Source organism: Borreliella chilensis (assembly GCA_000808095.1).
Lineage (GTDB): Bacteria > Spirochaetota > Spirochaetia > Borreliales > Borreliaceae > Borreliella > Borreliella chilensis.
Genome location: CP009912.1, coordinates 1 through 24,817 on the forward strand (window position 1 = coordinate 1; position 24,817 = coordinate 24,817).

Here is a 24,817-nt window from a genome sequence, read left to right on the forward strand (position 1 = left end):
GGTGTAATCTTAAGCTATTTTGCTCGAAAAGACTTATACTAGTACACAATAATTATTTAATTATTGTGTACTAGTATAAGTCTTTTCGAGCAAAATAGCTTAAGATTACACCTTACACTAAAAATTGATTATTAAGACATTACTTTTACTTTTACTTTTACTTTTACTTTTACTTTTACTTTTTTTAAAAAAGTTTTCACAATATTTATCTAATAAAGCCCAAAAAATCCCTCAATTCTACGATTAGATTTTAATAAATCCAATTTTTCAAAATCCATACCAAGTTTCTTTAAATCTAAAAAATTAATAATTGCTATTATCTTTTTATAAAAAAATCTCTTTCCTTTTAAAAACGATTTTCGAAACTGTTAACAGCTTTCTAATAAAATATTAAATTTTTTAATTTTTGGAAATTTCAAAATTAACAATACATTGTATTTATATTAGGATAAATAAAATATATTGTTTTACTTTTTATATTAAATACAAAATGTGTCATACTCCCTAGCTATTCTTAGAATAATAATTTTATTATCAAATAATAAAATTATTTGATATTTTGTCAATATGGTATATAATATTATTTAATAATGGTTAAATATCATATTAAAGAACGTATTTTGAAAAAACATGTATTTACTAAAATAGTATTAATGGTTGGCAATGAAATATATAATTTAAATACGAGAAAAACCTTGAAATTATTCTACAACATTCAAATAAGACAAAAAATAACTTCTTTAAGGGGTTATATAAAAAAACTTATAAAAGTTAAAGGGGTTTTTAATAAACTTGAAAAAAGTAATACAGCAAATAAGCCAAATCAGAGAGATTTTAAAATAGGGCAACTTAATTCCAAACATTACTTTAAATTAATAACTAAAAAATCAAACAAACAGCAAAATAAATTGGAAATTTTAAGTCCAAAAACACTAGAAATGCTCAATTAATCATTAAATTGATAAATGGTTTTAAAGAGTTTAAGGAAGAGAAGATTAATCTTCGATTCCTTTTTTTTAAATTTAAAAGTAATATATAATATATTTACTAAAAATCGCCTTGGGAACTAATTCAATAATAACAAAAAGTGCAAATACTGAAAAATAAGTACAATAAATCAGCATTTCAAGAAGATTTCAACGCCCTAATGGGCGTTGAAATCGATCTACAAAATTATTTTTATTATTTAATAGCCACTACCAAAGTATCTAAAGCTTTAATTCTTTCTTTTAATTTTTTAGAAAAACCTTTTGCTTCATCAAGCTTAGTTAATAAATCTTCATAATAATGACTACTACTTCCAAGCATGCTAATTAATTCTTTACATCTATGAATTAAGTTTGAATAATATATTGATTGTAATTTCTCAGGACCAATGCCTTTGGGATTAGAATTTATATAATCTTCGTAATTATAAACATTTTTGAAATCTGCCTCTTCATGGATTGAAAATGATTTAAAATAAAGCTGCTTCAAAGTACTGTCTTTGTGAACATTGCCACTTGTTAATGCCTCATCATATCCAATCAGCTTTACAGCCTCATTAACTAAATTAAGAGATTTACTATTTTCTGCTTTAACTTCCCTATCAAAAAGAAATCTTAAAGGGTATGGATAACTGGTAGATAGTACTTTCTCATAGTAAAGCTTTGACTTAGTAGTTGCAATTTTAGCCTCTAAGATTATATCTAGGATTGAATCTAATACATTCCCCATTTTCATCTTTATAGTCTCATCATCATCCTTATACCCAAACAAACTTCTAAATCCGCTTCTAATAGGAGCTCCAATAAGACTCTTAAATGAACCGCCTATGTCTGTCCAACTCATTGAAGAATCTTCTTTATACTCCAACCCTTTAGCTTGCTTTTCAATCTCAGATTTAACTTTTTCAAATTCTTCTTTTACATTTAATTTCTCTTCTTCACTTGGAATTTTTGTAAAATCCAATACTACAGGAGTAAAAGAGCTTCTAGTAGAGTAAGAATAAGAATCTTCTTCTTCAATAGCATTAGAATAACCACTAAAAATAGTTTGTGACTCAGATCCATATGAATCATAAGAAACTTCAAAAAGATTTGATTCACCCTCAAGAACATTAAAATGATTGCTTGATCCTGCCATATAAGAAGAAAATTCTCTTTCCCCAGAAATGAAATTATTTGTTTCACCACCCAACCCAATCAAACAGTTTTCCAAAGCCTCATCCTTATCAAGACCTTCAACAGCTGCCTTCCCGCCCAAAGTAATTCCTGCTTCTAAATACCCTTTAACTCCTCCTTTTGCATTCATATCACAGCTTGCAATTAAAGCTAAAGACATAAGCATAATTTTATTAAAAATCTTTTTTCCCAAAATTTTCCTCCTTTGTCTGTAATAAAAACAAACATTATACAGCAAATACTAAAATTTGCTCTTCAAAACAAAAACTTATTAGGGATTTTTACTTAACTTAAAAAATTGATTTTTGCAAATCACAACCTTCTTTACTTACAATAAAAAATAATATTAATTTATTCTAAATTGAGCTAATATTTTACTTGTCAAAATTTATTCTCAGGAGATAACAAAAATATGAAAAAAATTTCAACATTAATATTGATTTTTTGCTTAACAATTCAAATCTTTGCTACAAAAGATAAACAAGATAGAATTGAAAAAGGAATTGAAAGTTTTAATAAATACGATGCGGACAAAAAAAATCCAATAGGACCATTTCTTTTAAATTTATTTTTGCCTTTTGGAATAGGATCCTTTGTCCAAGGTGATTATATTGGCGGTAGCTCCGTGCTAGGATTCAATTTACTAGGAGCAATCCTTTGGGGAACTGGTATTATGCTTAACGCCCGTGAAGCGCAATTAACTGGAACCATACTAATAGGAGTAGGAGCAAGTATGATTTTAACATCCTACATAACCTCACTTATTATTCCATTTACATTTGCAAATTGGTATAATGGAAATCTTAAAAAAAGGCTCAGCACTGAACTTGCGGGCTTTGAACCTAATTTTGATATTGGAATAAATGGATTCCAACTGTCATTGAAAAAAAGCTATTAAATGAATAATAGAATAGTAAAATTTTTATTTCTACTATTAGATAGTAGAAATAAAAATTAAATTAAAATCTCTTTTAAAAGACCTTGAGAATGCTGAACATTCTTACAATATTTAAACTTGTATAATATTAATCATTAAAATGCTCCAAATGCGAAATTGGCATAATTATTAATAATGCATAATTATTATTATTAATTAAAATGTTCTAAATATCATATTTAAATGATATAATTACTAATTATTAATAATTAAAACTACTTTTTAAGGAGACTATTTTGAAAAAAAGTATTATTATATTTACCATGTTGGCATTTCTATTTAGCTGTACAAATAAAACTAATGTTGACAATCTAAATAATGATCTGGATGAAGAATCTCAAAAATTACAATCTAAACCAAATCTAGTTGATGATGATAGAATTGAATTTAGCAAAACAACAGATTTAGAAAAGTTAATCAGCAAATTAAATTTAAATGACACTGAAAAAGAAGCACTAACCTTTCTAACAAACTCGTTAAAAGAAAAATTAATGGACGAAAATATCGGCATAAATTTCAAAAAAACTGGTGGAGATGAGAGTAAAATAGAAGAGACTATACATCAATTCTTATCGGATTTAAAAGAAAATGAAATAAAAGAAATGCTTGCAAAAATTAAGGAAAACAAAGATAAAAAAGAACAAAATCCTAATAATGCTCAAGAGCTAGATACTTACAAAAGTATACTTGCTAGCGGATTTGATGGGATGTTTGAAAAAATAGACTCAAAAAATACATTTGAAAATCTTAAAATAGTCGAATAATAAACTCAAATTAAGTCTGAAATTTGTAATTAATTGAAAAAAAGCTAGTGGTTAAAAACCACTAGCTTTTAAAACAACCTTTTAGTTAATCAACGAACTGAATGCACAACTTTTACTTTTTATACTAGGATATTTTTCAATTATTTTTTTCATAGAAACATCAAAAAGCTTAGAATCAAGTGAAATTCTGTGAACCTTCTCATTTTGCGGATTTTGTTTAGACTTAATGGTAACCTCAGCAATCATATCGCTCCAAGCTCCGTTGCTATAAAGAGCAGTAAAAGCTTCAACCACCTTTTTAGCATCACTAACCCCAAAAGGATAGGCGGTTACAAGTCCCGATTCAACCGATTTTTCAGACATTGGAACTCCAAAAAATCCTCCCTTATTCTCATTAAAATTAATATCTCTTCCCTTACTTATCAATTTAAATCCAGAAATAGAATAAAGAGGATCACTCTCAATAGTAGTCTCAAAAATTATTAATGGCATGGCATAAGAAATATAACTCCCATCAACAGGGGAAACAAGATAAGAATACTTAATGCCTTTAAGCTCTTCAATAGAACGACCACACTCATCAAGCAAATCTCTGGCTTTAATTTTCACCCACCTAACATTAACCGATAAAAACAACATGGAAATTGATTTTGTTCCTTCTAAAAACTCAATTTGGTTGTAATCAATAAATTTATTTTTATTTTCAAGAACCTTTAAAGGCTTATAATTTTGAAAATCAGACACCACCCCAGAATTATCATACAATAGACCAAAATTAGTTAAACCCAAAACCCTTTTCCCCTGACCCAGTCTACCTGATCTATTTACTCCAAAAAGCTCACTTTCTTCTTCTATTTCTGACTTACTATCTAAAGAACAGCTGAAAATTAAAACTACAACAGATACAATGACTCTTTTCAAAACACTCCCCCCTTAATATTTAAAATTCTTAAATTATATTATTAGAAGCAAATGTAGTCCATTTAACAATAAAATCAAAATAAAAAAATCAACGCCTGCTAATCTCTTTTACCAAACTGTTTAAAATGCGATTTATATAATCATAGAGTTTTTTATTCTTACCAATATTGTTGTAATAAAGTTTAAAAATCTCTAAAAAAGTATTTCTAACCTTAAGAATCAATACTCTTCTGTTTTTATTCTCAACAGAACCTAATGCTTGTTTGAAAGATTTGCGTGATTTTTCCATTTCATTTAAGAAAACCTTAACATCATAATTTAATGTTATTTCCTCTAGCTTTCTTAATATCAACCTAGAATATTCCTTCCCAAGTCTTTTAAATAAATTATCAAGACTCTCATTATCTAACTCTCCGTCTAGCAAAACCCTACAAAATTGCAGCACCTCATCTTCTTCGTCTGTTAAATTACGCTTCCAATTTAAATACCAATCAAGCTCTGACTTTGTAGTAAGAGAAAAATTTTTTAATTCAAGAAGCTCTTTGCTAATACTATTAACTTGTTGATCGATTGTTTTTTCAAGAGCAACTAGAATGTCTGTGTTTGAACCGTTAGCATTAATCTTGGTAAGATAAAATTGTTGACACAAATTCATATCTAAAAGAGAAATTTCGTCTTCTCTGTCGCTTTTATCGGAATAATTTTCAATCAACCTCATTAAAACACTTATTTTAGAAGATAAATCCCCCCAACGCTTTTTACCTATATCAATCAAAAATTGATTCACATCTTTTTCACTGTACCTATACTTTACTAACACTTCATCAGCGTTTAAAAGCCATCCACCAAGAGCATATCTATTTTCATCATTTTGTAAAGATTTCTTGAAAAACTCAAAATTCTTATCCTCTTCTAAGTTTAAATTAGGAATCCAAATCTCATTATGAGTATTTTTCAGCAAAGCTTTACTGTACCTTGACTTACCAATATTGTGCTTTGAAGAATTTTTTTGCAAAGGACTAGAATTGTCTAAGATAGCTAAATCATGGCTATCTTGATCTAAATTTGTTGACAATAAATTCTTAGAATTTTTTAAAGTTTGTAAATCCTTTTCAGAACCTTTAAATTCTCTTAAGCTTGATTGACTATTTTTTCTACTTTTAAAATTACTTGAATTAGAACCTTTAGATTCATTATTTTTAAACTCTAAAGATCTTTTTTTATTGCTGATTAAATCTTGTTTATTGTTAGAAGTGGTAATTTTTAAATCTTCTTCTAAAGACTTGCTATTACAATTAACAAACAATAGAAAGCTCGTAACAAATGCAATTCCTATTTTATTCATAAATTAAATTTCCTCTATTTAATTATTGGTTTAAATAAAAATATAGCTCACTTTATATACACTAAATGCATACATTATGTTAATTCTTACTTTAAAAGGAATTAAGCTTAAAATTGTTTTAACAATTCTTTTTTTAAAAAACAAAAAAAGAATTAAAATAGCTTTAATACTTGTTAAGCTTAAATTACTTTGTAAAAACCTTTTAAAATAAATTAGTATTAATAATATATATTTTTTTAATATTTTAAAATTTCGCAAAAAATCACAAACGCTCTCAGTATTTAAATAATGAAAATTTGCATTTCAAAATTTAAAGATATTTACAGCAAATATACAAATACAAATAGAAAGATCAACTCTCTTTAGGAGAGTTAATCAAACAATTTATTAACATGGAAAAAGTTAAAAAGAAGCAGACACATCATAATTCTTCACGCGATTACAAGCCTCTTCAATGCTTTTACTAGTAATAAAGGATTGTCTCAAATTTTCTATGTAAACTTTTTCAACTTGTAACAACTGCTGTTTAGCATTAGCAACATTCGCATCATTTGAACCCTCAAGAGTTATTTTGGCCTTTCTTTTAGCTTGCAAACACTTAACAACAGTAGCAAGCATTTCTTTAGCTCTATCTTCACCTAAAGTGAAAATTTGATTAAACTTATCCGGATTGCTATCAAGAACCACTTGTTTAAGAAAAAACAAAGCTTCCTTTTGGTCATCATTTAAAGAGTCTACTAAAGACCTTTTAAGGTCACCATTTAATGCATCATTAGAAGAGTTTGAAGACCTTTCCCTAATCTCAGGATAATTAAATTCTTTACAAGAGAAGAGCAATAAAATAACAAATAATAAAATATTTTTCATACAGTCTCCCACGCTGTGCTTGCACAAATATTTAAATTTAAAAATTAAATAAACTTTTTTTTAAAAAAATATAAACTATAATATATCTCAACATTTAAAATAATAAACATTTTATAAAACTTTATAGCAATATCGAATAAAATATGTTAAAATGACTTTAGTAGTTAAAAATGGAAATTAAAATTGACGAAAAATTTAATATTGTATTTAACAATGATCTTGAATTAATAGAAAACATTGAAGAACAAAAACAGCGTTTATTCTTTTATCTTAAAACACCAAAAGGTAGCTTAAAAGAAAATCCAAATTATGGATTTGACCATAACTTTTACTTTAAGCTTTGCAAAGCCAATAAACTAGAATCTATTAAAAATTTTTTTCTAAACCTTTCAAAAGAGCTTAAAATAGATCTTATCAATGTAAAGCCAAGCATTAAAAACAAAACAGTAATAATAGAATTTTTCTTTTTAGGAAAAGACACTTTAAAAATGGATTTTAAAATATGAGTATAATTTTTGATAAAAACTTAGGAATACTAGAAAAAACAATAGAAGAAATTCAAAATGAAAAAAAACATATTTTGAGAACAAAATATGGCATAAACATTAAAGATAATTCAATTTACGACATAATAAACTTTCCAAGCTCAAGTATTGACAAACAAATATCAAAAGCCTTGAAAGAGCTCTTTTCTAAAATAGAAGAAAACGGAAGCTATTTTAATGCACTAAAAGAAGATTTGAGCACACCTAAAAGCTCAACTTATGAAGCAATACGAAAGACTTTACTAAATGTTGATGGTGTTCAGTACCTAAATATTTTAAGTGGACCTGGAACAATTGATCTTTATTTAATACTACAAGACAATTGTTTTGAAGACGAAGAAAAAACTCAAATTAAAATTAAAACCAAACAAAATATTTGGCAAGCAATATACTATACAGCACCAAGTGGAACTGTTTTTAAAGGCAATATTGAGATTGAGTTTTTAAACAGCCATAATCAAAAAAAAATATACAAATTCAGCTTAGGCAAAATAAAATACGTGTATCTTAAAGCGGTCTACAAAACAGAAGCAAAAGACGCAATCTACAAAGAAATAGATTCTCAAATAAGAGATATTTACAACAAAATTGTAAACGAAAAATACATTGAAATGGGAACATCTCTTAGATACCAAGACTTTCTTGCACCAGTTAGCATTATAAAGGGAATAAAAGAGCTGAGAATCGGAACTTGCATTAAAAAAGACAATACAAAAAAAATCTCAGAACTGGGTGACAGTGATTTCACATTCAATAAAGATGAAAGCGTTAAGGAGAATGAAATCATTCTTTTTGACACAAGCAAAAGACTGCTTATTAACAGAGAATGAAAATGAACAAAAAGATACCAAAATTTTTAGAAAATACCCAAATTGAAAAGTTCATCTACAATGAACTTGATTACAAAAAAGAGATCTTAAGAGAATTAAAAGAACTGCTTGAAAACTTTGGGACAATCAATGTTAAAGACAGTATTAACTCAAAATATATTGCACTACTGATGCTTTCAATATTTAATGCATTTCACTTTAAAAAAGAACTAGATAAAAATCTTGTTAACTCTTTAGACGCTATTATTTTTGCTATCAAATATATTGGAACTGACGAGAGCTTTATTGTACTCTTTAAAGCCTTTTTACACGCAAATGTAGAAGTTAGCTCAAATGAAAGCGCTCCAGGCGAAATAACAATAAAACTACTTGAAAACATTAAGTCTCCAATTGAATTTAATATTGCAGCAAGAAACCAAAACAAACTAAAAAAAATAACTGCAAAACACAGAAGATTAAAAAAAGATCTGGTTTCTAGCTATATGCCAAAAGATTACAAAAATTCAGTATATGAATTTATTAAAATATTAATTCCTATAGGAAGAGTAGTAAAAATCATAGACAAAGAACAAATAGAAATAAAAAGTACAAGAACAAGAAAACTTTACAAAGCAGATTATTTTTTTTGATCTACTAAATTATAAATAACACTTTACAATTAATAAAAAATTTAAAAGGAGAATATATGAATACTAATGAAACACAAGAGAGTGTACAAATAAAAGATTTAAACAGAAAAACAAAAGTTAATCAAAGCGATCTTATTCCTATTGACGACATAATAGAAGATACTTGCGCAATCACATATAAACATCTCCTAGAACAAATACAAGACGATACATTTTACAATAACGAATTTCACTACTTTAAAAAAGTAATAAAAGAAATAATTAGCAAAGAACTTTTAGAAAACAAAGAATATATAAAGGATATCTACATTAAAGTAATCTCTCAACTTTTAGGACTAAACACACCACTTGACAATATAGACTTTGATACTGTTTTTAGAAAAGTTAAATCTACGCTTATTTCAAGCTTAAAGCACACAAATACAAAATTGTCTTCAAATAAAATTTCAATTTACAACTCAACCACAAAAGATCTTGAACTTATTCAATTTGAAATCTTAATTGAGAGTTTAAAAGAAGTTCTTGCAGAAAAATCTGAAATAAATCAACTCAAAAGTAACTTAGTGAATTATTTAAAAATAAACGAATTTATAGATAAATTCCAAAACTCTTTCAAATCAATACCTAAAAAAACTTTTGATACAAAAAATGAACAACTTGTAAGTTGCTACCAAAACGGTATTCCGCAAATTGTAGACATTCCTATTTGGTGGCAAGGCAAACCTCGTGACTTTGGGGGACTACACACAATAGTTGACGACACTGTAATAATGGAATACCAATACAAAAACAAAGCAACAACTATTGTGTTGAAAAACAAAAGTAGTGTATCAATCATAATAAACGAAGAATACAAAGACGATTACATTTACTTACAAATTGATGCAGAAATTAGACATTCAAACGAGACAGAAAATCATAATAAACAATTTTACCTTCAGTTTGAAAAAAGCTCTACCAAAATACTAATAGCCTCATTTTCTTCGCAGAACATTCACACACTTAAAACACCAATTTACAATGGTTGGTACTTCGTTGGATCAGGCAGTTTAAACAAAGTACAGTCATTACCAATACTAAATAAAGTATAAAAATAAATTTAAAAGGAGATATTTATGGATACAATACTTATTTTTTTGTCAACAATTGACAATACAAAACTAATTATATTAGGGGGATTTAGCGTGTTGGCAATAATGCCAATGATTTCAGCAATAAAGCCGCAGTTTAGAGAAAGTTTAAAATCTTTTGTAAAAAAACTCCTTAAAAAAACAAATAAAAAGGAAACAAAATGAACAGTAAAATAAATATCAACTCTGGGCTTGAAGCTTTAAACAATTTATATGATTTTTTTAAAAGTAGTGATTCTCCAACAGAAATCAAAGTTGAAAAAGGAATATATTTAGGACTCAATCTCTACAACCTAATAATGAGCATCTACAAAGACAAAATCAATAGCATTGAAAAAGAAGAGTCAATCAAAATATTAAATGATATTGAAAATGTTAATAATAAAATTACTCAACTTATATCAAGCATTAATGACGAGAGAGACATAAGCATCATTGAATCTTTAAGAGCAGAAAGAAATGAATTAATGGCAAGCAAATCAAAAGCACTACAAGATCAAATAAAAGAATTCTCAAAAGAATCAGACAATAGCGCTCAAAACAAAGATCTAAAAGGAGATAAAATTGAAAATTAAACATTCCCCTTTTTTGTTTTTATTAAACACACTTATAATTTTTTCATGCTCTACAATAGCAAGACTTCCGGAAGAGCCACCGAACCCAAAATCGTCAACATTAAAGGCTTTAAGCTTATACGAAGCGCATCTTTCAAGCTATATTATGTACTTGCAAACATTTCTTGTGAAGACTAAACAAAAAGTAAATAACAAAAATTACCCTGAATTTAAACTTTTTGACACTAGCAAATTAGAAAAAGATCAAACTTTAAAATCAATCAAAACAAATATTGCTAATTTAAAAAATCACATTGACAAAATAAAACCAATTGCAACACAAGTTTACAAAAAATACTCAAAAAACGTACCTTAAAGTCATTTAACTTTTATTTTTTCCTAAAGTCCCAATTGTGGGACTTTTTTAATAAAAATTAGATAGTTGCTCTACACCTAATTATAAGTTAGGTATTATTATCATTTTATTTTTTTTCAATTTTCTATTTGTTATTTATTAATCTTATACTATAATTATACTTGTATTAAATTATATTAATATAATATAAAAGGAGAATATATTATGAAAAGATATTTATTGGGAATAGGTCTAATATTAGCCTTAATAGCATGTAAGCAAAATGTTAGCAGCCTAGATGATAAAAACAGCGTTTCAGTAAGTTTGCCTGGTGAAATCAAGGTTCTTGTAAGCAAAGAAAAAGACAAAGATGGCAAATACAGCCTAATGTCAATAATAGACAAAATTGAGCTAAAAGGAACTTCTGACAAAAATAATGGATCTGGAATACTTGAGGGTGTAAAATCTGACAAAAGTCAAGTAAAATTAACAGTTTCTAATGATCTAGCTCAAACTACACTTGAAATTTTCCAAGAAGATGGCAAAACATTTATGTCAAGAAAAGTAAATTCTAAAGACAAATCATCAATCGAAGAAAAATTTAACGCAAAAGGCGAATTATCCGAAAAAATAATGGTAAGAGCAAACGGTACCAGACTTGAACACACAGAAATAAAAAGCGATGGAACCGGAAAAGCTAAAGAAATTTTAAAAGACTTTACTCTTGAAGGAACTCTAGCTGCTAACAAAACAACATTAAAAGTTGAAGAATCAAGTGTTACTTTAATTAAGCACATTGAAAAATCTGGAGAAATAAAAGTAGAGCTTAAGGACACTGCTGGTCAAAAATCTGGGAATTGGGATGCAGCTAGTAGAGCTTTAACAATTATTGTTAACAACAAATACATTTCACAACTTGTATTTACAAAACAAGATACAATAACTTACCAGAAATACGACACAGCCGGCACCAAACTTGAAGGTACAGCAGTTGAAATCAAAACTCTTGCTGAACTTAAAAACACTTTAAAATAAGGAGAATTTATGAAAAAATATTTACTAGGATTTGCCTTGGCAATAACTTTAATAGCATGTGCACAAAAAGGCGCTGATCCAAAAAATACTTCTACTCAAGAATATAATGATCAAGAAATTATAGACACCAGCAACAAGGGTGATGTAACAACTTTGCCTTTGACAACAGAAGACTCAGTACCTTTATTTAATGGCACTGAAATTTTCATAAGTAAAGAAAAAAATCAGGCTGGTAAACATACTTTAAGAGCAATAGTTGACAATGTTGTACTTAAAGGGACTTCTGACAAAAATACTGGCGCTGGACAACTTGAAGGTTTTAAAGCTGATAAAAGTAAAACAACAATATTAATTTCTGATGATCTAAATACAATAACCATAGAAGAATATAATGTAAGTGACAAAAAAATCTCAAGCAAAGTTCTTATAAAACATGGGTCAATAACAGAAGAAAATTACAAAGCTAATAAACTAGACTCAAAAAAATTAACAAGAGCAAACGAAACTACCCTTGAATATTTAGAAATGACAGATGCTGACAATGCTCAAAGAGCATTAGAAACTCTAAAAAATGGAATTAAGCTTGAAGGAAACCTTGTAGGTGGAAAAACTAGTTTAACAATAAAAGAAGGTAGCGTTACCTTAACAAAAGAAATTGAAAAAGATGGAAAAGTAAAAATGTTTTTGAAGGATACTGCAAGTTCTAATAATAAAACAGGGGTATGGCAAGAAGCTACTGGTACTTTAACAATTAGTGCTGATAGCAAAAAAACTAAAAATATTGTGTTCTTAACAGATGGTACAATTACTGTACAAAAATATGACGCAGCAGGTTCTGTCCTTGAAGGCAACCCAATTGTAATTAAAGATCTTACAGAACTTAAAAACACTTTAAAATAAAATATATAAACAACCAACTACATTGGCTAATGCCTTTGTAGGCAGTTGTTTATTACAACTTAAAAATTGAATTTATATATTTTTCAATTTGTTACTTCTGGAAAAAGCCTCTTAGAAGGCTTTTTCTCTTGTAAAAATAAAAATCACAACACAAAGCAAATCGAAACATTTAAGCCTTTAAAAGAATAAAACTCTTTAGAAACACCAAAATAAAGCATAACCCTTATTGAAAATTAAGATATTCAAAATCAAAATAAAAAGTTCTAATGAAACTAAATATATTTCTAGAATTAAGAAAACTAATGGGGCTAAATCCTTCACCCAAGCCTAATCTTGAATGAAGGATAAATAAATAAAATAATTGAAATTCTTAATAAAATTAAACCCATTGCTAGTAAGCTCACTATTTTAAATAAAAAATTAAAGCGTAAAAATAATTTTCTCTTAATATAAGTACATTATTTATTATATTTTATTACAAAATCATGCTTTTGTAAAGTTTATTTAATAAATATTTGTTAAATAAACTTTTTTTATATTTTTTCTTAAAAAATGCTTTACTTTTTTAAGAAACTGTACTATTAATTAATTTAGAATTAAAGAAACTACTTATATTAGGAGTATAAAATTGAAAACATCAAAGCAAAAATCACTAAACACTACAAAAAAAGGAAAAAAAACTACAAAGAACTTCCAACATAACTTGATTGTATTAATCTCTACCCTCAACTTTATAAACTCAAACTTTAAAAAATATACACAAAAAAACATACTTTATTTTTTAAATAAAAACCTTGAAAGAAATAAACAAAAACCCATAAAACTAAAAACACTACAAAACTATTTATACATACTAGAGAAAAAAATTAAAGTCACACTAAACTACTGTAAACATTTGGGTAAAAATTCTGGAAGTGAAACTTATTATAAACTTAAATACGAAAAAACAAAATGCTATTCAGCAATTAACAAACATTTTAAGGAAAAAACAAACAACGAAATCAATGAATTTACGCAAAGAATAAACAAGTTTAATCAAATAAATAGCAGTGTTAAATGGGAGTGTATTAATAATACTAATAATATATATAAATATAAAGAATATAGAAATATACACAAAAATTTCGAAAAAACAACAACAGACATGCTAAAAAAATATTTAAGCAAATGTAACTTCAAAACAGAGATTCCATCAATAATAATGGATTTAAAAACAACACACGAAACAAAAATATACCATTTGAGAAATTTAAAACACATTGAAAATGATCTTAAAGAAACAGATCCTAAGGATATTGAAAAGCATCTAATAAGTGAAATAAAAGCAAATGTGAACAATCCAGGATACTTGTGTAAGTTTTTTAAGAACAATGGTTACAAAAAAGTAATCAGCAAAATAAAAAAAACAAACAATAAATACAAAAACAAAAAAGAAATTTTAAAAAGAATACTCAAAGAGAAAGTAAAAGAATTGGAAAATGAGCAATATAAAAAAGAAGATCTTGAGAAGTTTTTCAACAAAACATACGAAATTTACAAAATAAAACCCCATTTCATAATAGAATATAAAAAATATCCAGACTTGGATAAATTGATTAAAAAGGCAAGAACAGAAGCTTCTAAAATTCAAGACAAAATGATAAAGCTCAAAAGTATAAAAAACAACATTTTTAGTATATTATTAGAACAGTTGAGGCATAAAGTAGATTGCGATAAACTAATTCCTACTTTAAAGAAATTCATTGAGAATGAGCCTGATCTTAAATATAGCAAGGTATTTGATAATTCCTACTATAATAATTTGATTAAAATAGTGGGCTAAAAAGAGAATGTATAGTTTGGTTCTACTATTAAGGAAAAAGGAAAAAAATGACGGCTTTACTTGAACGATTAAAGCAAAAACAAAAAGAGTTAAAATTAAACTTAGATGATAAATCAAAATTCAAGAAAGAAAAAAAGACCAATGTCTTTTCTAAGATTGAGGAGGTTAAAGGTAGAAAAATATATCATACTAAAATATTCAACGACTTTTATACATTTGGAATAAGCAAAAATGAACCCACGAAATTCTTCATTTCTCTAAGAGGAATCTTTAATATAGAAGACATAAGTATGTTTCATTTGTTCTCCTTAAGAGAAGATGATGAATTTATAGGAATTTATTACGGGATAAGAAAACTTGATAAAGCTTTCATTGTAAAGAATTTTAACAAAAAAGAGACTTATACACTGAGAAAATGTGAATATATCGAATTTAAGTTCAAAAAAGGCTCTGTTTTTTGCTATTTAAATGGTCTTCACATTTTACTTAAGAAGGATAAGATTAATAGCTCCTATTACAATACACTTTTAAATATTATTCTGGAATTAGAAACGGAACTCTACATTTTTTATAACAAAAAATTATCAAAAGGGGGGATTATTCCGGAATGGATAAAAAAGAGACAAAAGTAATAACAGTAGCAAGTATAAAAGGTGGTGTTGGAAAGAGTACAACAAGTTTAATTTTTGCCACATTACTTTCGATCAAATCTAAAGTTCTTTTAATAGATATTGATACGCAAGCTTCAACAACAAGTTATTTTTTTAATAAAATTAAGGATTATAGTGTAGACCTAATAAACAGAAATATATATGAGGTATTAATATCAAATTTACATATAGACAATTCATTGATAGAGATTAACAAAAATTTAGATTTAATTCCAAGCTATTTAACATTACACAAATTTAATTCAGAATCTATTCCATATAAAGAATTTAAATTAAAAGAGCAGCTAAAGTTGCTTAGCAATCATTATGATTATATAATACTTGATACAAATCCCAGTTTAGATTTTACGTTAACAAATGCTCTTGTATGCAGTAATTATATAATAATACCAATAACAGCAGAAAAATGGGCAGTTGAAAGTTTAGATTTGTTTACTTTTTTTATGAACAAGTTGCTATTAACTTTACCAGTATATTTAATCAATACTAAATTTAAAAAAAACAATACTCATAAAGAACTTTTAAAGATTTTAGAGAAAAATAGTAATTTTTTAGGAACAATATCTGAGAGAGAGGATTTGAATAGAAGAATAGCTAAAAACGACGGATTCGATTTGACAAAGGATTACATAATAGAGTACAAAAACACGCTTAAAGCCTTTTTGAATAAATCAGGTTACGTACACTAAGTGTACTCAATTGTAAAGGAGGATTATAAGTGGATATAAAGATAAATAAAAGAAATTTATCTGATAGTGTTAGAGAAGAAGAACAAGTGCTTGTTCATTATAATAAGCTTAAAGAAAAATTAAATATCAATTTCCAAAAAGAAATTTTTTGTAAATTAGAGGCAATGAAAGTTTTAAAAGAAATTAAAGATAAAGAATATTACAAGTTGGACAACTATTCTAGTTTTGATGATTTTGCAAAAGATTATAGGCTTGCAAGAACTCAAACTTATAAGTATCTTAAAATTGCAACAGCAATAGAAGAGGGATTGATTGAAGAAAAATATGTGGTTAAAAATGGAATCAATGAGACAATCTGTTTGCTTAAAACAAAAGAGGGTCCAAATTTAAGAAAATCCAACCAAAATCCAATAAAACCACTAAGATTTCAGCTTAAGAAAGAAGAATCTTATTCTTTTTATAAAAAAAATGCCAAGCTTACGAGTTTTCTTTTGGAAAAAATTTTTTTTGAGGAAAAAGATTTTTTATTAAAAATCATTGAAGAATTTAAAAATTCAAAGTGTAAACAAAAATGAAATATTTATTTGCAAAACTTGAAAAGTTAGTGTATACTTTATAGGTACAGACTGACACGCAATGTGTCGCTCTTAATATAAGGACCTGTTACCTTAAAGGGTTTATTGGAAATTCTTTACAAGAATTTCCAATAAACCCTTTAACTTTTGATGTAAAATTTTCAATTTTTAGCAACGACTTTAGAAAAATTTAGAAAAGTATTTACAAAACATAAATTTTTTTATACTATAGTATTAGTAAAAACTTATATTAAGGGTTAAGATGAAAAGGCTTAATAGGATTAAAAATAAAGAATGCTGCGAATTTTTAATTAAATCTTTTGCCATTAAAAACAATGGGTTTGAGTGGCTTGTTTCTAGTAATATTAAAGGTTGTTCTTTGATTAAATATTTTCCTATTAAGTTTTTAGATTCTAAATTGGGATTTAGTATTGCAGTGCGGACTATTAAAATGTAAAAAAACAAAATATTGGATTGTCAATGTTTTGGAGATTTTAAGAGCATGTTTTAATAAAAAATCCCAAATGTGTGTTCTTTTAGAAATGGAGCAGACATGTATGATTATTTAAAAATTGTTTATTTAAAAATTTATGAAAAACAACTTGTGAGTGAACCAATCACAAGTTGTTTAAACTTTCTATTCAAATACTTGAAATATTAAGAGGCTAAAAGCCATATTTTTAAATAATAAACATTTTTACAATTTAAAGTTTTGGGAGAATTAAAAAGTGTTTGTTGAAAAAATACTGCAAAGTAATGGAGAACTGTTGAAAGACGTCCAAAAGTTTGGGTGTTATTTTTTATCTTTACATTATTGGATATTTGTTTTAACAGGTTTTGATTTTAAGGCAAAAGACATCAATGTTAATTATCAACGGTTTTTAGAATTGGGCTATATTAGAAATGATTGTTATATTTTAAACCCATGTAAAATTCTTCGTTATTATAAAATATTTTCTAAGGTTAGATATGAGAGTCCTTTGTATTTGCCTATAGTAGGTAAAGAGTTTGAAATAACAGAGATTAGGTTAACAAATAAAGATTTTGTTCATTTTATTGCAATGGATAATAATAAAGTTCTTTACGACAGCCTTGATTTAAAATCAAAAAGTAAGAAATTTAAAATAATATCAAAGAGAATATTTAATTATTTTGCTTGAAAATTTTAATGCCAGTTTCTAAATTTTAAATTTCAACTTAATGAAAGGCTAGCCAGAGATATTTCTAGCTAACCCTTTTGACTCCAATATTTTATCTATCTACTTAACTTTTTAGCTGCTTTTATTGGGGATCTCATTAATTTTAGAGCTTTTCATTATTGTTTGGCACAGTATTTTTTAATTTGTATTAGTCTCTTTGATAATTTTGGTAGAGCTTTTTCTAGCAGTTTTTCTGTTGTGGGTACAGTTTTTTAAACTGATCATTTTTAATAAGTTTGCCGCTTTAAGAGTAAAATCAACCATTTCTAAAGTTTAAGGAATTACATTTTGCATTTAATTTAGTGCATTTCATTTTTATTATTAATGTATTAAGCCTATTAAGCTTAAAGGCCAAAAACTAAAACGATTTTAGGTTATTTGGCCTTTGTTGTTTTAAAGTTAAGAAGAACTGTTAGAGCTGCTTTTATTAGCTTCTTCTTTTTTGTTTTTTAGTTGTTTGTCTTTAATTTCTTTTAATTTTTTTCCCATACTATCTTTAATCTTAAGCACCATTTGAGCTGTATTTACAGATTGGTTGTTAGTGCTTATTAAGACAGTCTCTTGCATTTTTTGTATTCCAACATCTTCTAAGGCTTTTGAAGCGCTCATCATTAAGTCAAACATTGCCAAGAATTGACCACCGCTTCCATTCTCTTTGATTTTAGTAGCTTCTTCTTCTATTGCTTGTAGGAATTTTTCTGCTACGTTAATAGCCCGTATTTTTGCTTCTCTTATGATTGCAGGTTTTTCGGATACTTTTCCACCTGTGGCACTTTTTGTAAAAGCATCAAAATTTACACCTTGTGCTGCGGCCTCTTTTCTAATTTGATCTATTTCATTTTTAATTCCTTTAACCGATGATTCTAGTTTTATTTCCATCTCTCCTGTTAGCCGCATGCTGTGAGCAGGTTAGCAATTAGAGTTAGTTTAAGCAAAGTTTTCAAATTAGTGATTTTTATCATATGATTCCTCTCCTTTAAATTTAGTTACAATATTTATTATATTTGAAATGATATTAAAATTGTAAATATGTAAGTATTAGAAAGAGCTAAAATTTTGTTTTTAGCTCTTTCTTTTTAATTACAATATTTTAAGATTTATTTATGTTTTTGTTTTTTCTCCTTTTTATCTCCGTCATCAAGGCCTTGTTTTCTCCTAACTTCTTCTAGCTTATTTTCTATTTGCACCTTAACCTCCATTACTCTTTCGGCTGTGTCTACGGGATTATTCTTAGCTTTCTCTGAAACATTACCTTTAACTCCTTTTATTCCCACCGCTTCTAATGACCCTACAGTTTCAAGCATTAAGTCAAACATAGCTAAGAATTGCCCATTGCTACCGCTTTCTTTAAGTTTTACAGACTCTTCTTCTATTGTTTTGAGAAACTTTTTTATTGCGCTAATAGCTTGTACTTTTGCTTCTCTTAAGACAGTTCTCCCATTTGACACTTTAGAGCCAGTTGCGCTATCTGTAAAAGCTTCAAAATTTACACCTTTACCAGTGGCTTCTTTTTTTATTTTTAAAATTTCGTTTTTTACATCCCTAGCAGATGATTCAAGCTTTATTTTTGCTTCTCCTGTTAAGCCAGAATTGCAGGCTGCTAACAAAGCAACAAACAAAGCTGTTATTAAATTAAATTTAATCAAAATATTTGTTACCTCCTAAAGTTATTATTATTTATTTTTAAATTCTAAAAAGAATTATTAATGCTTAAATTTTAGTTCATTTTATTGGAAATCAAACAATTAAAGATATCCAATTTAGTATTACTTATTATACAATCAGTCCAATAAAAATAGATAGTTTAGTGCATTTTATTTCCGATATAAAGGACTAAACTAAAATGTCTAATAAAGTTGGCAAAGTTTTTTGAATTGTGCAAAATTCAAAAATTTTATTTTAAAGCTTATCATTTTAAAATTTTATTTTTATTAGGGGACATAAGTTTGTTTTATGCAAATATAGTAATAATATTGTTTGGATATACAAGTAATTTTTTGTAGGTTAGCTGTTGGTTTGAAGATTAAATGTTTTAAACGGCAGTTTGCCAAATTATTGTAAATTGGTTGTTTTGTAATTAATTCAAAGGCCTAAAAAATTTAGGTCTTGAAAATAAAAGAGAAGCCATGCTCCCGCAATTAATTGGCTTCTCTTTTTGACTACTTTTTGACTATTTTTCTAATCAAGGAGTTGAAGGGGTATCGGGAGTAGATTTAGAGGGCATAACAGCGGTTTTTAATCCTTTAAAAAATTGTCCTGTTTTTTGTGCTCCGGAAACTATTTTATTTTTCCCTTTAATTATTATGTCTAGCAAACTTTCATTAGATGTATTGTTTCCAGCAGATTCTATTAAGCGTTGAAATGTATCAGCTTGTTCTGTAACAACGATTTCTCTAATTTTTGTTTCTTGTTCTGGAGTGAATCCTGAGCTGTCCATATTACAAGATAATATTAACGCTGGGAACAAAATACATTTTATTTTAAACATGTCTTTCTCCTTTACCATTTTTTATTTTCTTCTATGCAAAAATATATCTCGTTAATTTAATTATTCCCAATAAAAATATATAATTTTCTTGAGTTTTTAAAAAAACTTAATTAAAATAAAATAATGATATTTAAAAATAGAAAAGAAGAATATATTTTTTTATTTAAAAAAGGTTTAAAAGATCTAGACATTGCTCAAATCTTAGGTGTTGGCGAAGCTTTTGTAGCAAAGGCTCGAAACAAATATTTTAAGTCCAATGATTCTGTTTGTAAAAGAAACTCTTTTCCTAGCAATTTAACAGTAGAGAGTATTTCTAAAGAATCTTTTAATGGGGACAATTTTGACAATTTGGTATTACTTGCTACTAAAAAGGCTTGTGAGTTGGAAAATACTAAAAACGAGACTGAAAGATTGTTTTACGAGATAGTTTGTTCTTTTATTGATTCTCACAATAAATATAAAAATCTTAGTCTGAAATCAATAAGAAAAGATACATTAATCTTAGATTTAAAAATTAGCAAACTTCAAAGCAAGCTTGACAGCAGTAAAAAAAGAGGCTTCAAGGGGGATGAAAATCTTGAAATAGAGCTTGCTGCTAAGATTAAAGAAAAAGAAGATCTTGAAAAACAGCTTTTTAATATTTGTATGAGAGAAGATTATGATGCTCTTGTTAAGCTTAAATCTGTTTTAAGTGGTAAGAATTTAAAATTGGAGTAAAATTTGAAATTTTTGGAATCCTTAATATTTCTCAATCTTCAGAAAAAGTTTAAAAGTAAGTTTAATATTAACATTTTGGATTATATTAAACCCAGCTTAACTAAGCTTTGTTTTAAAGATTTTGAAAATAAATATTTAACTGTCAAGCAAAAGGAAGTGCTCTTAGACATAGAAAGTCACGATTATTCAAAAGTAATATTTAGCGGCGGAATTGCAAGTGGTAAGACGTTTTTAGCCTCATATTTGCTTGTTAAAAAGTTAATTGAGAATAAATCTTTTTACGAGCAAGATACTAATAATTTTGTCATAGGCAATTCTATTGGTTTGTTAATGACAAACACCATAAAACAGATAGAAAAGATTTGTAGTTTACTAGGGGTTGATTATCAGAAAAAGAAAAGTGGTAGATCTTTTTGTAAAATAGCAGGGCTTGAGCTTAATGTTTACGGGGGTAAAAACAGAGATGCTTTTTCTAAGATTCGAGGAGGTAATAGTGCAATAATTTATGTAAATGAAGCAACAGTAATTCACAAAGAAACTTTGCTTGAGGTAATGAAAAGGCTTAGAAAGGGCAAAGCAATTATTATTTTTGATACAAACCCCGAAGGTCCAGCGCACTATTTTAAAACAGATTATATTGAGAATACAGATGTTTTTAAGACATATAATTTTACAACGTACGACAATCCTTTAAATTCAGCAGATTTTATTGAAACTCAAGAGAAACTTTACAGACATTTTCCTGCGTATAGGGCTCGTGTGCTTTACGGCGAGTGGGTTTTAAACGAATCTTCACTATTTAATGAAATGATTTTCAATCAAGATTATGAGTTTAAAAGCCCAATAATGTACATTGATCCTGCATTCTCAGTAGGTGGGGACAATACGGCAATTTGTGTTTTAGAGCGTACTTCTGAAAAATTTTATGCATATCTTTACCAAAATCAAAAACCAGTAAATGATAGTTTAATTCTTGGAGCTATTCAAATTTTAATAGAAAGTTTTAATGTAAATACTGTGTACGTTGAGGAGCGAGATAGCATAAAGGGAGACGGAATTTTGACTAAAACAATTCTTTTGCTAAGAAATAATAGCGCTCATTATTTTAAAATTGTGCCAATAAAACCCTTGAGCAATAAATTTAAAAGAATATGTAATCTTATTCCTTTGTTTGAAAGCCGCAAAATAGAATTTTTAAAGATAATTAGTAAAAATGTAATAGCTGACATTTACAACTACAAAGGAGACGGCAAAACAAAAGATGATGCACTTGATTCTCTTGCAAATGCTTATCTTCTTTTGACTCTAAACTATCAAGAAAAATTATTCCATTTTGGTAAATTTAAATATTTATGATTTGATCTAAATTTTTAGGTGTCAATTCAAGTTTTTGGTTTAATCTTTTTGAAGTTTTTTTAGTTCTTGCATTGATTTTCTCTTTAATTTGCTCTGGTTTAAGGCAAGATTACATAAATTTAAAATAATTAAAATATTATTTTAAAAATACAATATTTTGCAAATAATAGAATATCAAGATTTAATCTTTTAAAAGCTTTGAAAAATTATTTTTAAATTTAAAAGGTTGGAAAATGTTATTGCTATGCTTTATAATTTAGATTTTATCTAATCTTGTTTCAAAGGAGTTGTTTATGATAAATAGGGTTTTTGTGATGTATTTACTCTCAGGCTTAATTTTTTTGTTTAGCTGTAATTTATTTGTGAAGCCTGAAGACATAGAAAAATCAAATTTTACAGATAAACAAAGGTTAAAAGCTTTAGAAGCTATTAAAAGTCAACTTAATGGTGACTTTAAAAAAATAGCCAGAGTTGATAAATATTTTGAACAAGTTGGTGATTCTAAAAGAGATGTTGTTTTGCAATTATTTTTGATTGGATTTGAATACATAAAAGTTAAAGAGTCAAAAGATGTAAGTTCTAATATAGATGCTTTAAAGAGTGATTTTGAATCCAAACTAAAACAGTTTAATTACACAGAAGATGATTTTAACAGCTTGGTGGAAGAATTTACCAAGTTTATTGAATCTGTTTAGTATGATGTGTGTGAGTTAAACAAGGTTATTTTAAAAATGTATTATTTAATATTTTGATAATTAAAAAAGTCTAGTCAGATATTTTTTTGTCTATTCAAGTGTATTTCAAGGAGAGAGAAATATGAGAATAGTTTTGTTTATTTGTTTTTTAATATGGCTTTTTGGATGTAGTTCTTTTGATCGGCACAATAAGGATTCACTGTCTGATAAAAAGAGAGTCTCTAAATATAACAAAGAGTATTATAAAAAGAACAGAGAAAAACTTAAATTAAGAGCTAGAGAGCGGTATCGTAGAAACAAAAAAAATTAAATCAAGTAAGAAAGAATTAAACTTATTAAAAATTTTAAAGTAATTTTGATATTAAGCAATATATTTAAGTTTATCGGTGGATTTATGTAAAAAGTATGTGATTGATAGTTATTTAAAATGTTTTATGGTTTGAAATAAATTGAATTTTAATTAGGAGAATATACATGAAGAGATATATTTATGTATATATATTGGTAATAATAGTAAGTTCGTGTCATTTGAATGATATTTCTAATATGGGCAAAGGAAATCTTAATAAGTACGATTTAAATTTTTCCAAGCTTTCTTTGGCTGAAAGAGAAAGCGCTATTTTGAAAATTCAAAGAAAATTCAAAAGCCTTACCGAGAGAATAAGCTCAAGAATATCTAACTATAGTGAGATTAAAGTTAGCAATTTCTTTAGCGAATCGAGCGAGCAAAAGATTGCGCTTTTAAACAAAATATTAGAGCTTTTAAAAGTACAGCATGGTTTGATAGAAAAAAGTAGCAATAGTTTAAGCAAGCTTAGTATGTTAAGTGGAGGAAATTACGCTGTTTTAGATCCACAGCCAGAATTACGACTTTTAAATCAAAAATATTCAGATATAGATGAAAAATTAAGAGAAATATGTGGTTACATTCTTAGTAACAATGTTGACTTTGATAAGGTTTTAAAGGATTTAGCTTATTTGAAAGACAGCTCTTTAGTATTAATGTAAAAATAAGCTTTAATTTTTTATTTATTGTGTTTGTATTTTTTATATTTACCTTTAAAGAACAAATATATTTTCTTATTATTTTAGCAATGTTTTTTAGAGTTTAGAAATTTTCAAGACTCAAGCATTGTTTTTGGGGCCTTAAAAGGACCAATATCTGGCTTTGGAAAGTAAATTTATGAAAAAAAATGGTGATTTGCTTGTATTTTTTTTGTGTTTTTTGCTTGGGTGTAGTTTTTCAGATTCTAGCATTCTTAATGCTAAGAAAACAAATAAATCTTTACTAGAGGACAAAAAAGATTTTAATAAGGATAGAGCCAACTTAGTTTCTAAGTTAGAATTAAATCAAAAAGAAACTTTTTACTTACTAGAAGAAGATTTAAAAAACCATGAAAATCAAAATGATTTAAAAAATTTTATTAAAGATTTAAGCGAATTAGATGCTAAAAAGCTTAATAGCATATTTTTAACCATAAATGACCCACTTCTTAAAATTTTATCTGATATTTCTAAAGCAGAAACAGCTTTAAGCATAAATGAAGAAAACAATTAATTTTTTTAAAAGCATTTTTTTAAAAAGGTTTTTAAAAACAGAACCAAAGATTTAGGTTCTGTTTTTAAGAATT

30 protein-coding genes and 1 pseudogene are annotated in these 24,817 nt (G+C 26.9%); 24 read left to right on the plus strand and 7 right to left on the minus strand.

All coding sequences use genetic code 11. The features are described from left to right. The first annotated feature begins 620 nt into the window (after positions 1-620). A complete protein-coding gene (locus OY14_04370; protein AJA90689.1) occupies positions 621-950 on the plus strand; it encodes a hypothetical protein in 330 nt (109 codons plus the stop codon). Between the two features lie 232 nt (positions 951-1,182). On the opposite strand, the gene OY14_04375 is transcribed toward OY14_04370, so the two are convergent. Then, positions 1,183-2,355: a hypothetical protein gene (locus OY14_04375; protein ID AJA90690.1), complete on the minus strand. Its 1,173-nt coding sequence runs from the start codon at positions 2,353-2,355 to the stop codon at positions 1,183-1,185. Between the two features lie 219 nt (positions 2,356-2,574). Between OY14_04375 and OY14_04380 the strand changes: the two genes are divergently transcribed. Together OY14_04380 and OY14_04385 are read left to right on the plus strand one after the other, a co-directional pair. Further along, a complete protein-coding gene (locus tag OY14_04380) occupies positions 2,575-3,060 on the plus strand; it encodes a hypothetical protein (GenBank protein AJA90691.1) in 486 nt (161 codons plus the stop codon). 275 nt (positions 3,061-3,335) lie between these two features. Continuing rightward, positions 3,336-3,863, plus strand: a complete 528-nt coding sequence (locus OY14_04385; GenBank protein ID AJA90692.1) for a membrane protein — start codon at positions 3,336-3,338, stop codon at positions 3,861-3,863. 81 nt (positions 3,864-3,944) lie between these two features. On the opposite strand, the gene OY14_04390 is transcribed toward OY14_04385, so the two are convergent. The 3 genes from OY14_04390 to OY14_04400 form a co-directional block, all read right to left on the minus strand. After that, on the minus strand, positions 3,945-4,784 hold the full coding sequence (locus OY14_04390; protein AJA90693.1) for a hypothetical protein: 840 nt from the start codon (positions 4,782-4,784) through the stop codon (positions 3,945-3,947). 88 nt (positions 4,785-4,872) lie between these two features. Beyond that, a complete protein-coding gene (locus OY14_04395) occupies positions 4,873-6,129 on the minus strand; it encodes a hypothetical protein (GenBank protein ID AJA90694.1) in 1,257 nt (418 codons plus the stop codon). 402 nt (positions 6,130-6,531) lie between these two features. Next, positions 6,532-6,996, minus strand: coding sequence for a chpAI protein (locus OY14_04400; GenBank protein ID AJA90695.1), 465 nt, complete (start codon positions 6,994-6,996; stop codon positions 6,532-6,534). A gap of 170 nt (positions 6,997-7,166) precedes the next feature. Between OY14_04400 and OY14_04405 the strand changes: the two genes are divergently transcribed. The 15 genes from OY14_04405 (at position 7,167) to OY14_04475 (ending at position 17,891) form a co-directional block, all read left to right on the plus strand. Beyond that, the gene (locus OY14_04405) at positions 7,167-7,502 is read left to right on the plus strand and encodes a hypothetical protein (GenBank protein AJA90696.1); all 336 of its coding nucleotides are present in this window, start codon (positions 7,167-7,169) and stop codon (positions 7,500-7,502) included. Further along, entirely contained in the window at positions 7,499-8,371 is an 873-nt protein-coding gene (locus tag OY14_04410; GenBank protein ID AJA90697.1) for a hypothetical protein, read from the plus strand. Before OY14_04405 ends, OY14_04410 begins: the two co-directional genes overlap by 4 nt. 2 nt (positions 8,372-8,373) lie before the next feature. Then, positions 8,374-9,000, plus strand: coding sequence for a hypothetical protein (locus OY14_04415; protein ID AJA90698.1), 627 nt, complete (start codon positions 8,374-8,376; stop codon positions 8,998-9,000). A 56-nt stretch (positions 9,001-9,056) separates the two neighbouring features. Then, positions 9,057-10,091 carry a hypothetical protein gene (locus OY14_04420; GenBank protein ID AJA90699.1) on the plus strand — a complete coding sequence of 345 codons (1,035 nt, stop codon included), beginning with the start codon at positions 9,057-9,059 and terminating at the stop codon, positions 10,089-10,091. A 24-nt stretch (positions 10,092-10,115) separates the two neighbouring features. Next, a complete protein-coding gene (locus OY14_04425; GenBank protein AJA90700.1) occupies positions 10,116-10,295 on the plus strand; it encodes a holin in 180 nt (59 codons plus the stop codon). Further along, positions 10,292-10,705 carry a hypothetical protein gene (locus OY14_04430; protein ID AJA90701.1) on the plus strand — a complete coding sequence of 138 codons (414 nt, stop codon included), beginning with the start codon at positions 10,292-10,294 and terminating at the stop codon, positions 10,703-10,705. The genes OY14_04425 and OY14_04430 overlap by 4 nt, the downstream gene beginning before the upstream one ends. Next, the gene (locus OY14_04435; protein ID AJA90702.1) at positions 10,695-11,060 is read left to right on the plus strand and encodes a hypothetical protein; all 366 of its coding nucleotides are present in this window, start codon (positions 10,695-10,697) and stop codon (positions 11,058-11,060) included. The genes OY14_04430 and OY14_04435 overlap by 11 nt, the downstream gene beginning before the upstream one ends. Before the next feature lie 204 nt (positions 11,061-11,264). Beyond that, complete coding sequence (locus tag OY14_04440) at positions 11,265-12,074, plus strand: cell surface protein (protein ID AJA90703.1); 810 nt, start codon at positions 11,265-11,267, stop codon at positions 12,072-12,074. Between the two features lie 9 nt (positions 12,075-12,083). Further along, positions 12,084-12,974 carry a cell surface protein gene (locus OY14_04445; protein AJA90704.1) on the plus strand — a complete coding sequence of 297 codons (891 nt, stop codon included), beginning with the start codon at positions 12,084-12,086 and terminating at the stop codon, positions 12,972-12,974. 628 nt (positions 12,975-13,602) lie between these two features. After that, complete coding sequence (locus tag OY14_04450; GenBank protein ID AJA90705.1) at positions 13,603-14,796, plus strand: peptide transporter; 1,194 nt, start codon at positions 13,603-13,605, stop codon at positions 14,794-14,796. 47 nt (positions 14,797-14,843) lie between these two features. Further along, positions 14,844-15,428 carry a partition protein gene (locus OY14_04455; protein AJA90706.1) on the plus strand — a complete coding sequence of 195 codons (585 nt, stop codon included), beginning with the start codon at positions 14,844-14,846 and terminating at the stop codon, positions 15,426-15,428. Beyond that, positions 15,404-16,156 carry a chromosome partitioning protein ParA gene (locus tag OY14_04460; GenBank protein ID AJA90707.1) on the plus strand — a complete coding sequence of 251 codons (753 nt, stop codon included), beginning with the start codon at positions 15,404-15,406 and terminating at the stop codon, positions 16,154-16,156. The genes OY14_04455 and OY14_04460 overlap by 25 nt, the downstream gene beginning before the upstream one ends. A 29-nt stretch (positions 16,157-16,185) precedes the next feature. After that, complete coding sequence (locus OY14_04465; GenBank protein AJA90708.1) at positions 16,186-16,731, plus strand: permease; 546 nt, start codon at positions 16,186-16,188, stop codon at positions 16,729-16,731. A 262-nt stretch (positions 16,732-16,993) separates the two neighbouring features. Continuing rightward, entirely contained in the window at positions 16,994-17,188 is a 195-nt protein-coding gene (locus tag OY14_04470) for a hypothetical protein (GenBank protein ID AJA90709.1), read from the plus strand. A gap of 271 nt (positions 17,189-17,459) precedes the next feature. Beyond that, positions 17,460-17,891: a BppB gene (locus OY14_04475; GenBank protein AJA90710.1), complete on the plus strand. Its 432-nt coding sequence runs from the start codon at positions 17,460-17,462 to the stop codon at positions 17,889-17,891. A 438-nt stretch (positions 17,892-18,329) separates the two neighbouring features. On the opposite strand, the pseudogene OY14_04480 reads toward OY14_04475, so the two are convergent. The 3 genes and pseudogenes from OY14_04480 to OY14_04490 form a co-directional block, all read right to left on the minus strand. Then, a pseudogene (locus OY14_04480) lies at positions 18,330-18,892 on the minus strand (hypothetical protein). A 135-nt stretch (positions 18,893-19,027) separates the two neighbouring features. After that, a complete protein-coding gene (locus OY14_04485) occupies positions 19,028-19,576 on the minus strand; it encodes a cytochrome D ubiquinol oxidase subunit II (protein AJA90711.1) in 549 nt (182 codons plus the stop codon). Positions 19,577-20,112: 536 nt separating this feature from the next. After that, on the minus strand, positions 20,113-20,436 hold the full coding sequence (locus OY14_04490; protein AJA90712.1) for a hypothetical protein: 324 nt from the start codon (positions 20,434-20,436) through the stop codon (positions 20,113-20,115). Between the two features lie 105 nt (positions 20,437-20,541). Here OY14_04490 and OY14_04495 point away from each other — a divergent pair, with 105 nt between their 5' ends. The 6 genes from OY14_04495 (at position 20,542) to OY14_04520 (ending at position 24,744) form a co-directional block, all read left to right on the plus strand. Then, positions 20,542-21,135: a hypothetical protein gene (locus tag OY14_04495; GenBank protein AJA90713.1), complete on the plus strand. Its 594-nt coding sequence runs from the start codon at positions 20,542-20,544 to the stop codon at positions 21,133-21,135. 3 nt (positions 21,136-21,138) lie between these two features. Further along, the gene (locus OY14_04500) at positions 21,139-22,491 is read left to right on the plus strand and encodes a phage portal protein (protein AJA90714.1); all 1,353 of its coding nucleotides are present in this window, start codon (positions 21,139-21,141) and stop codon (positions 22,489-22,491) included. Between the two features lie 293 nt (positions 22,492-22,784). Continuing rightward, positions 22,785-23,186 carry a hypothetical protein gene (locus tag OY14_04505; protein AJA90715.1) on the plus strand — a complete coding sequence of 134 codons (402 nt, stop codon included), beginning with the start codon at positions 22,785-22,787 and terminating at the stop codon, positions 23,184-23,186. A 121-nt stretch (positions 23,187-23,307) separates the two neighbouring features. Continuing rightward, on the plus strand, positions 23,308-23,496 hold the full coding sequence (locus tag OY14_04510) for a hypothetical protein (protein ID AJA90716.1): 189 nt from the start codon (positions 23,308-23,310) through the stop codon (positions 23,494-23,496). Between the two features lie 164 nt (positions 23,497-23,660). After that, positions 23,661-24,194 carry a hypothetical protein gene (locus OY14_04515; protein AJA90717.1) on the plus strand — a complete coding sequence of 178 codons (534 nt, stop codon included), beginning with the start codon at positions 23,661-23,663 and terminating at the stop codon, positions 24,192-24,194. A 175-nt stretch (positions 24,195-24,369) separates the two neighbouring features. Next, positions 24,370-24,744 carry a hypothetical protein gene (locus OY14_04520; protein AJA90718.1) on the plus strand — a complete coding sequence of 125 codons (375 nt, stop codon included), beginning with the start codon at positions 24,370-24,372 and terminating at the stop codon, positions 24,742-24,744. The last annotated feature ends 73 nt before the right edge of the window (positions 24,745-24,817 follow it).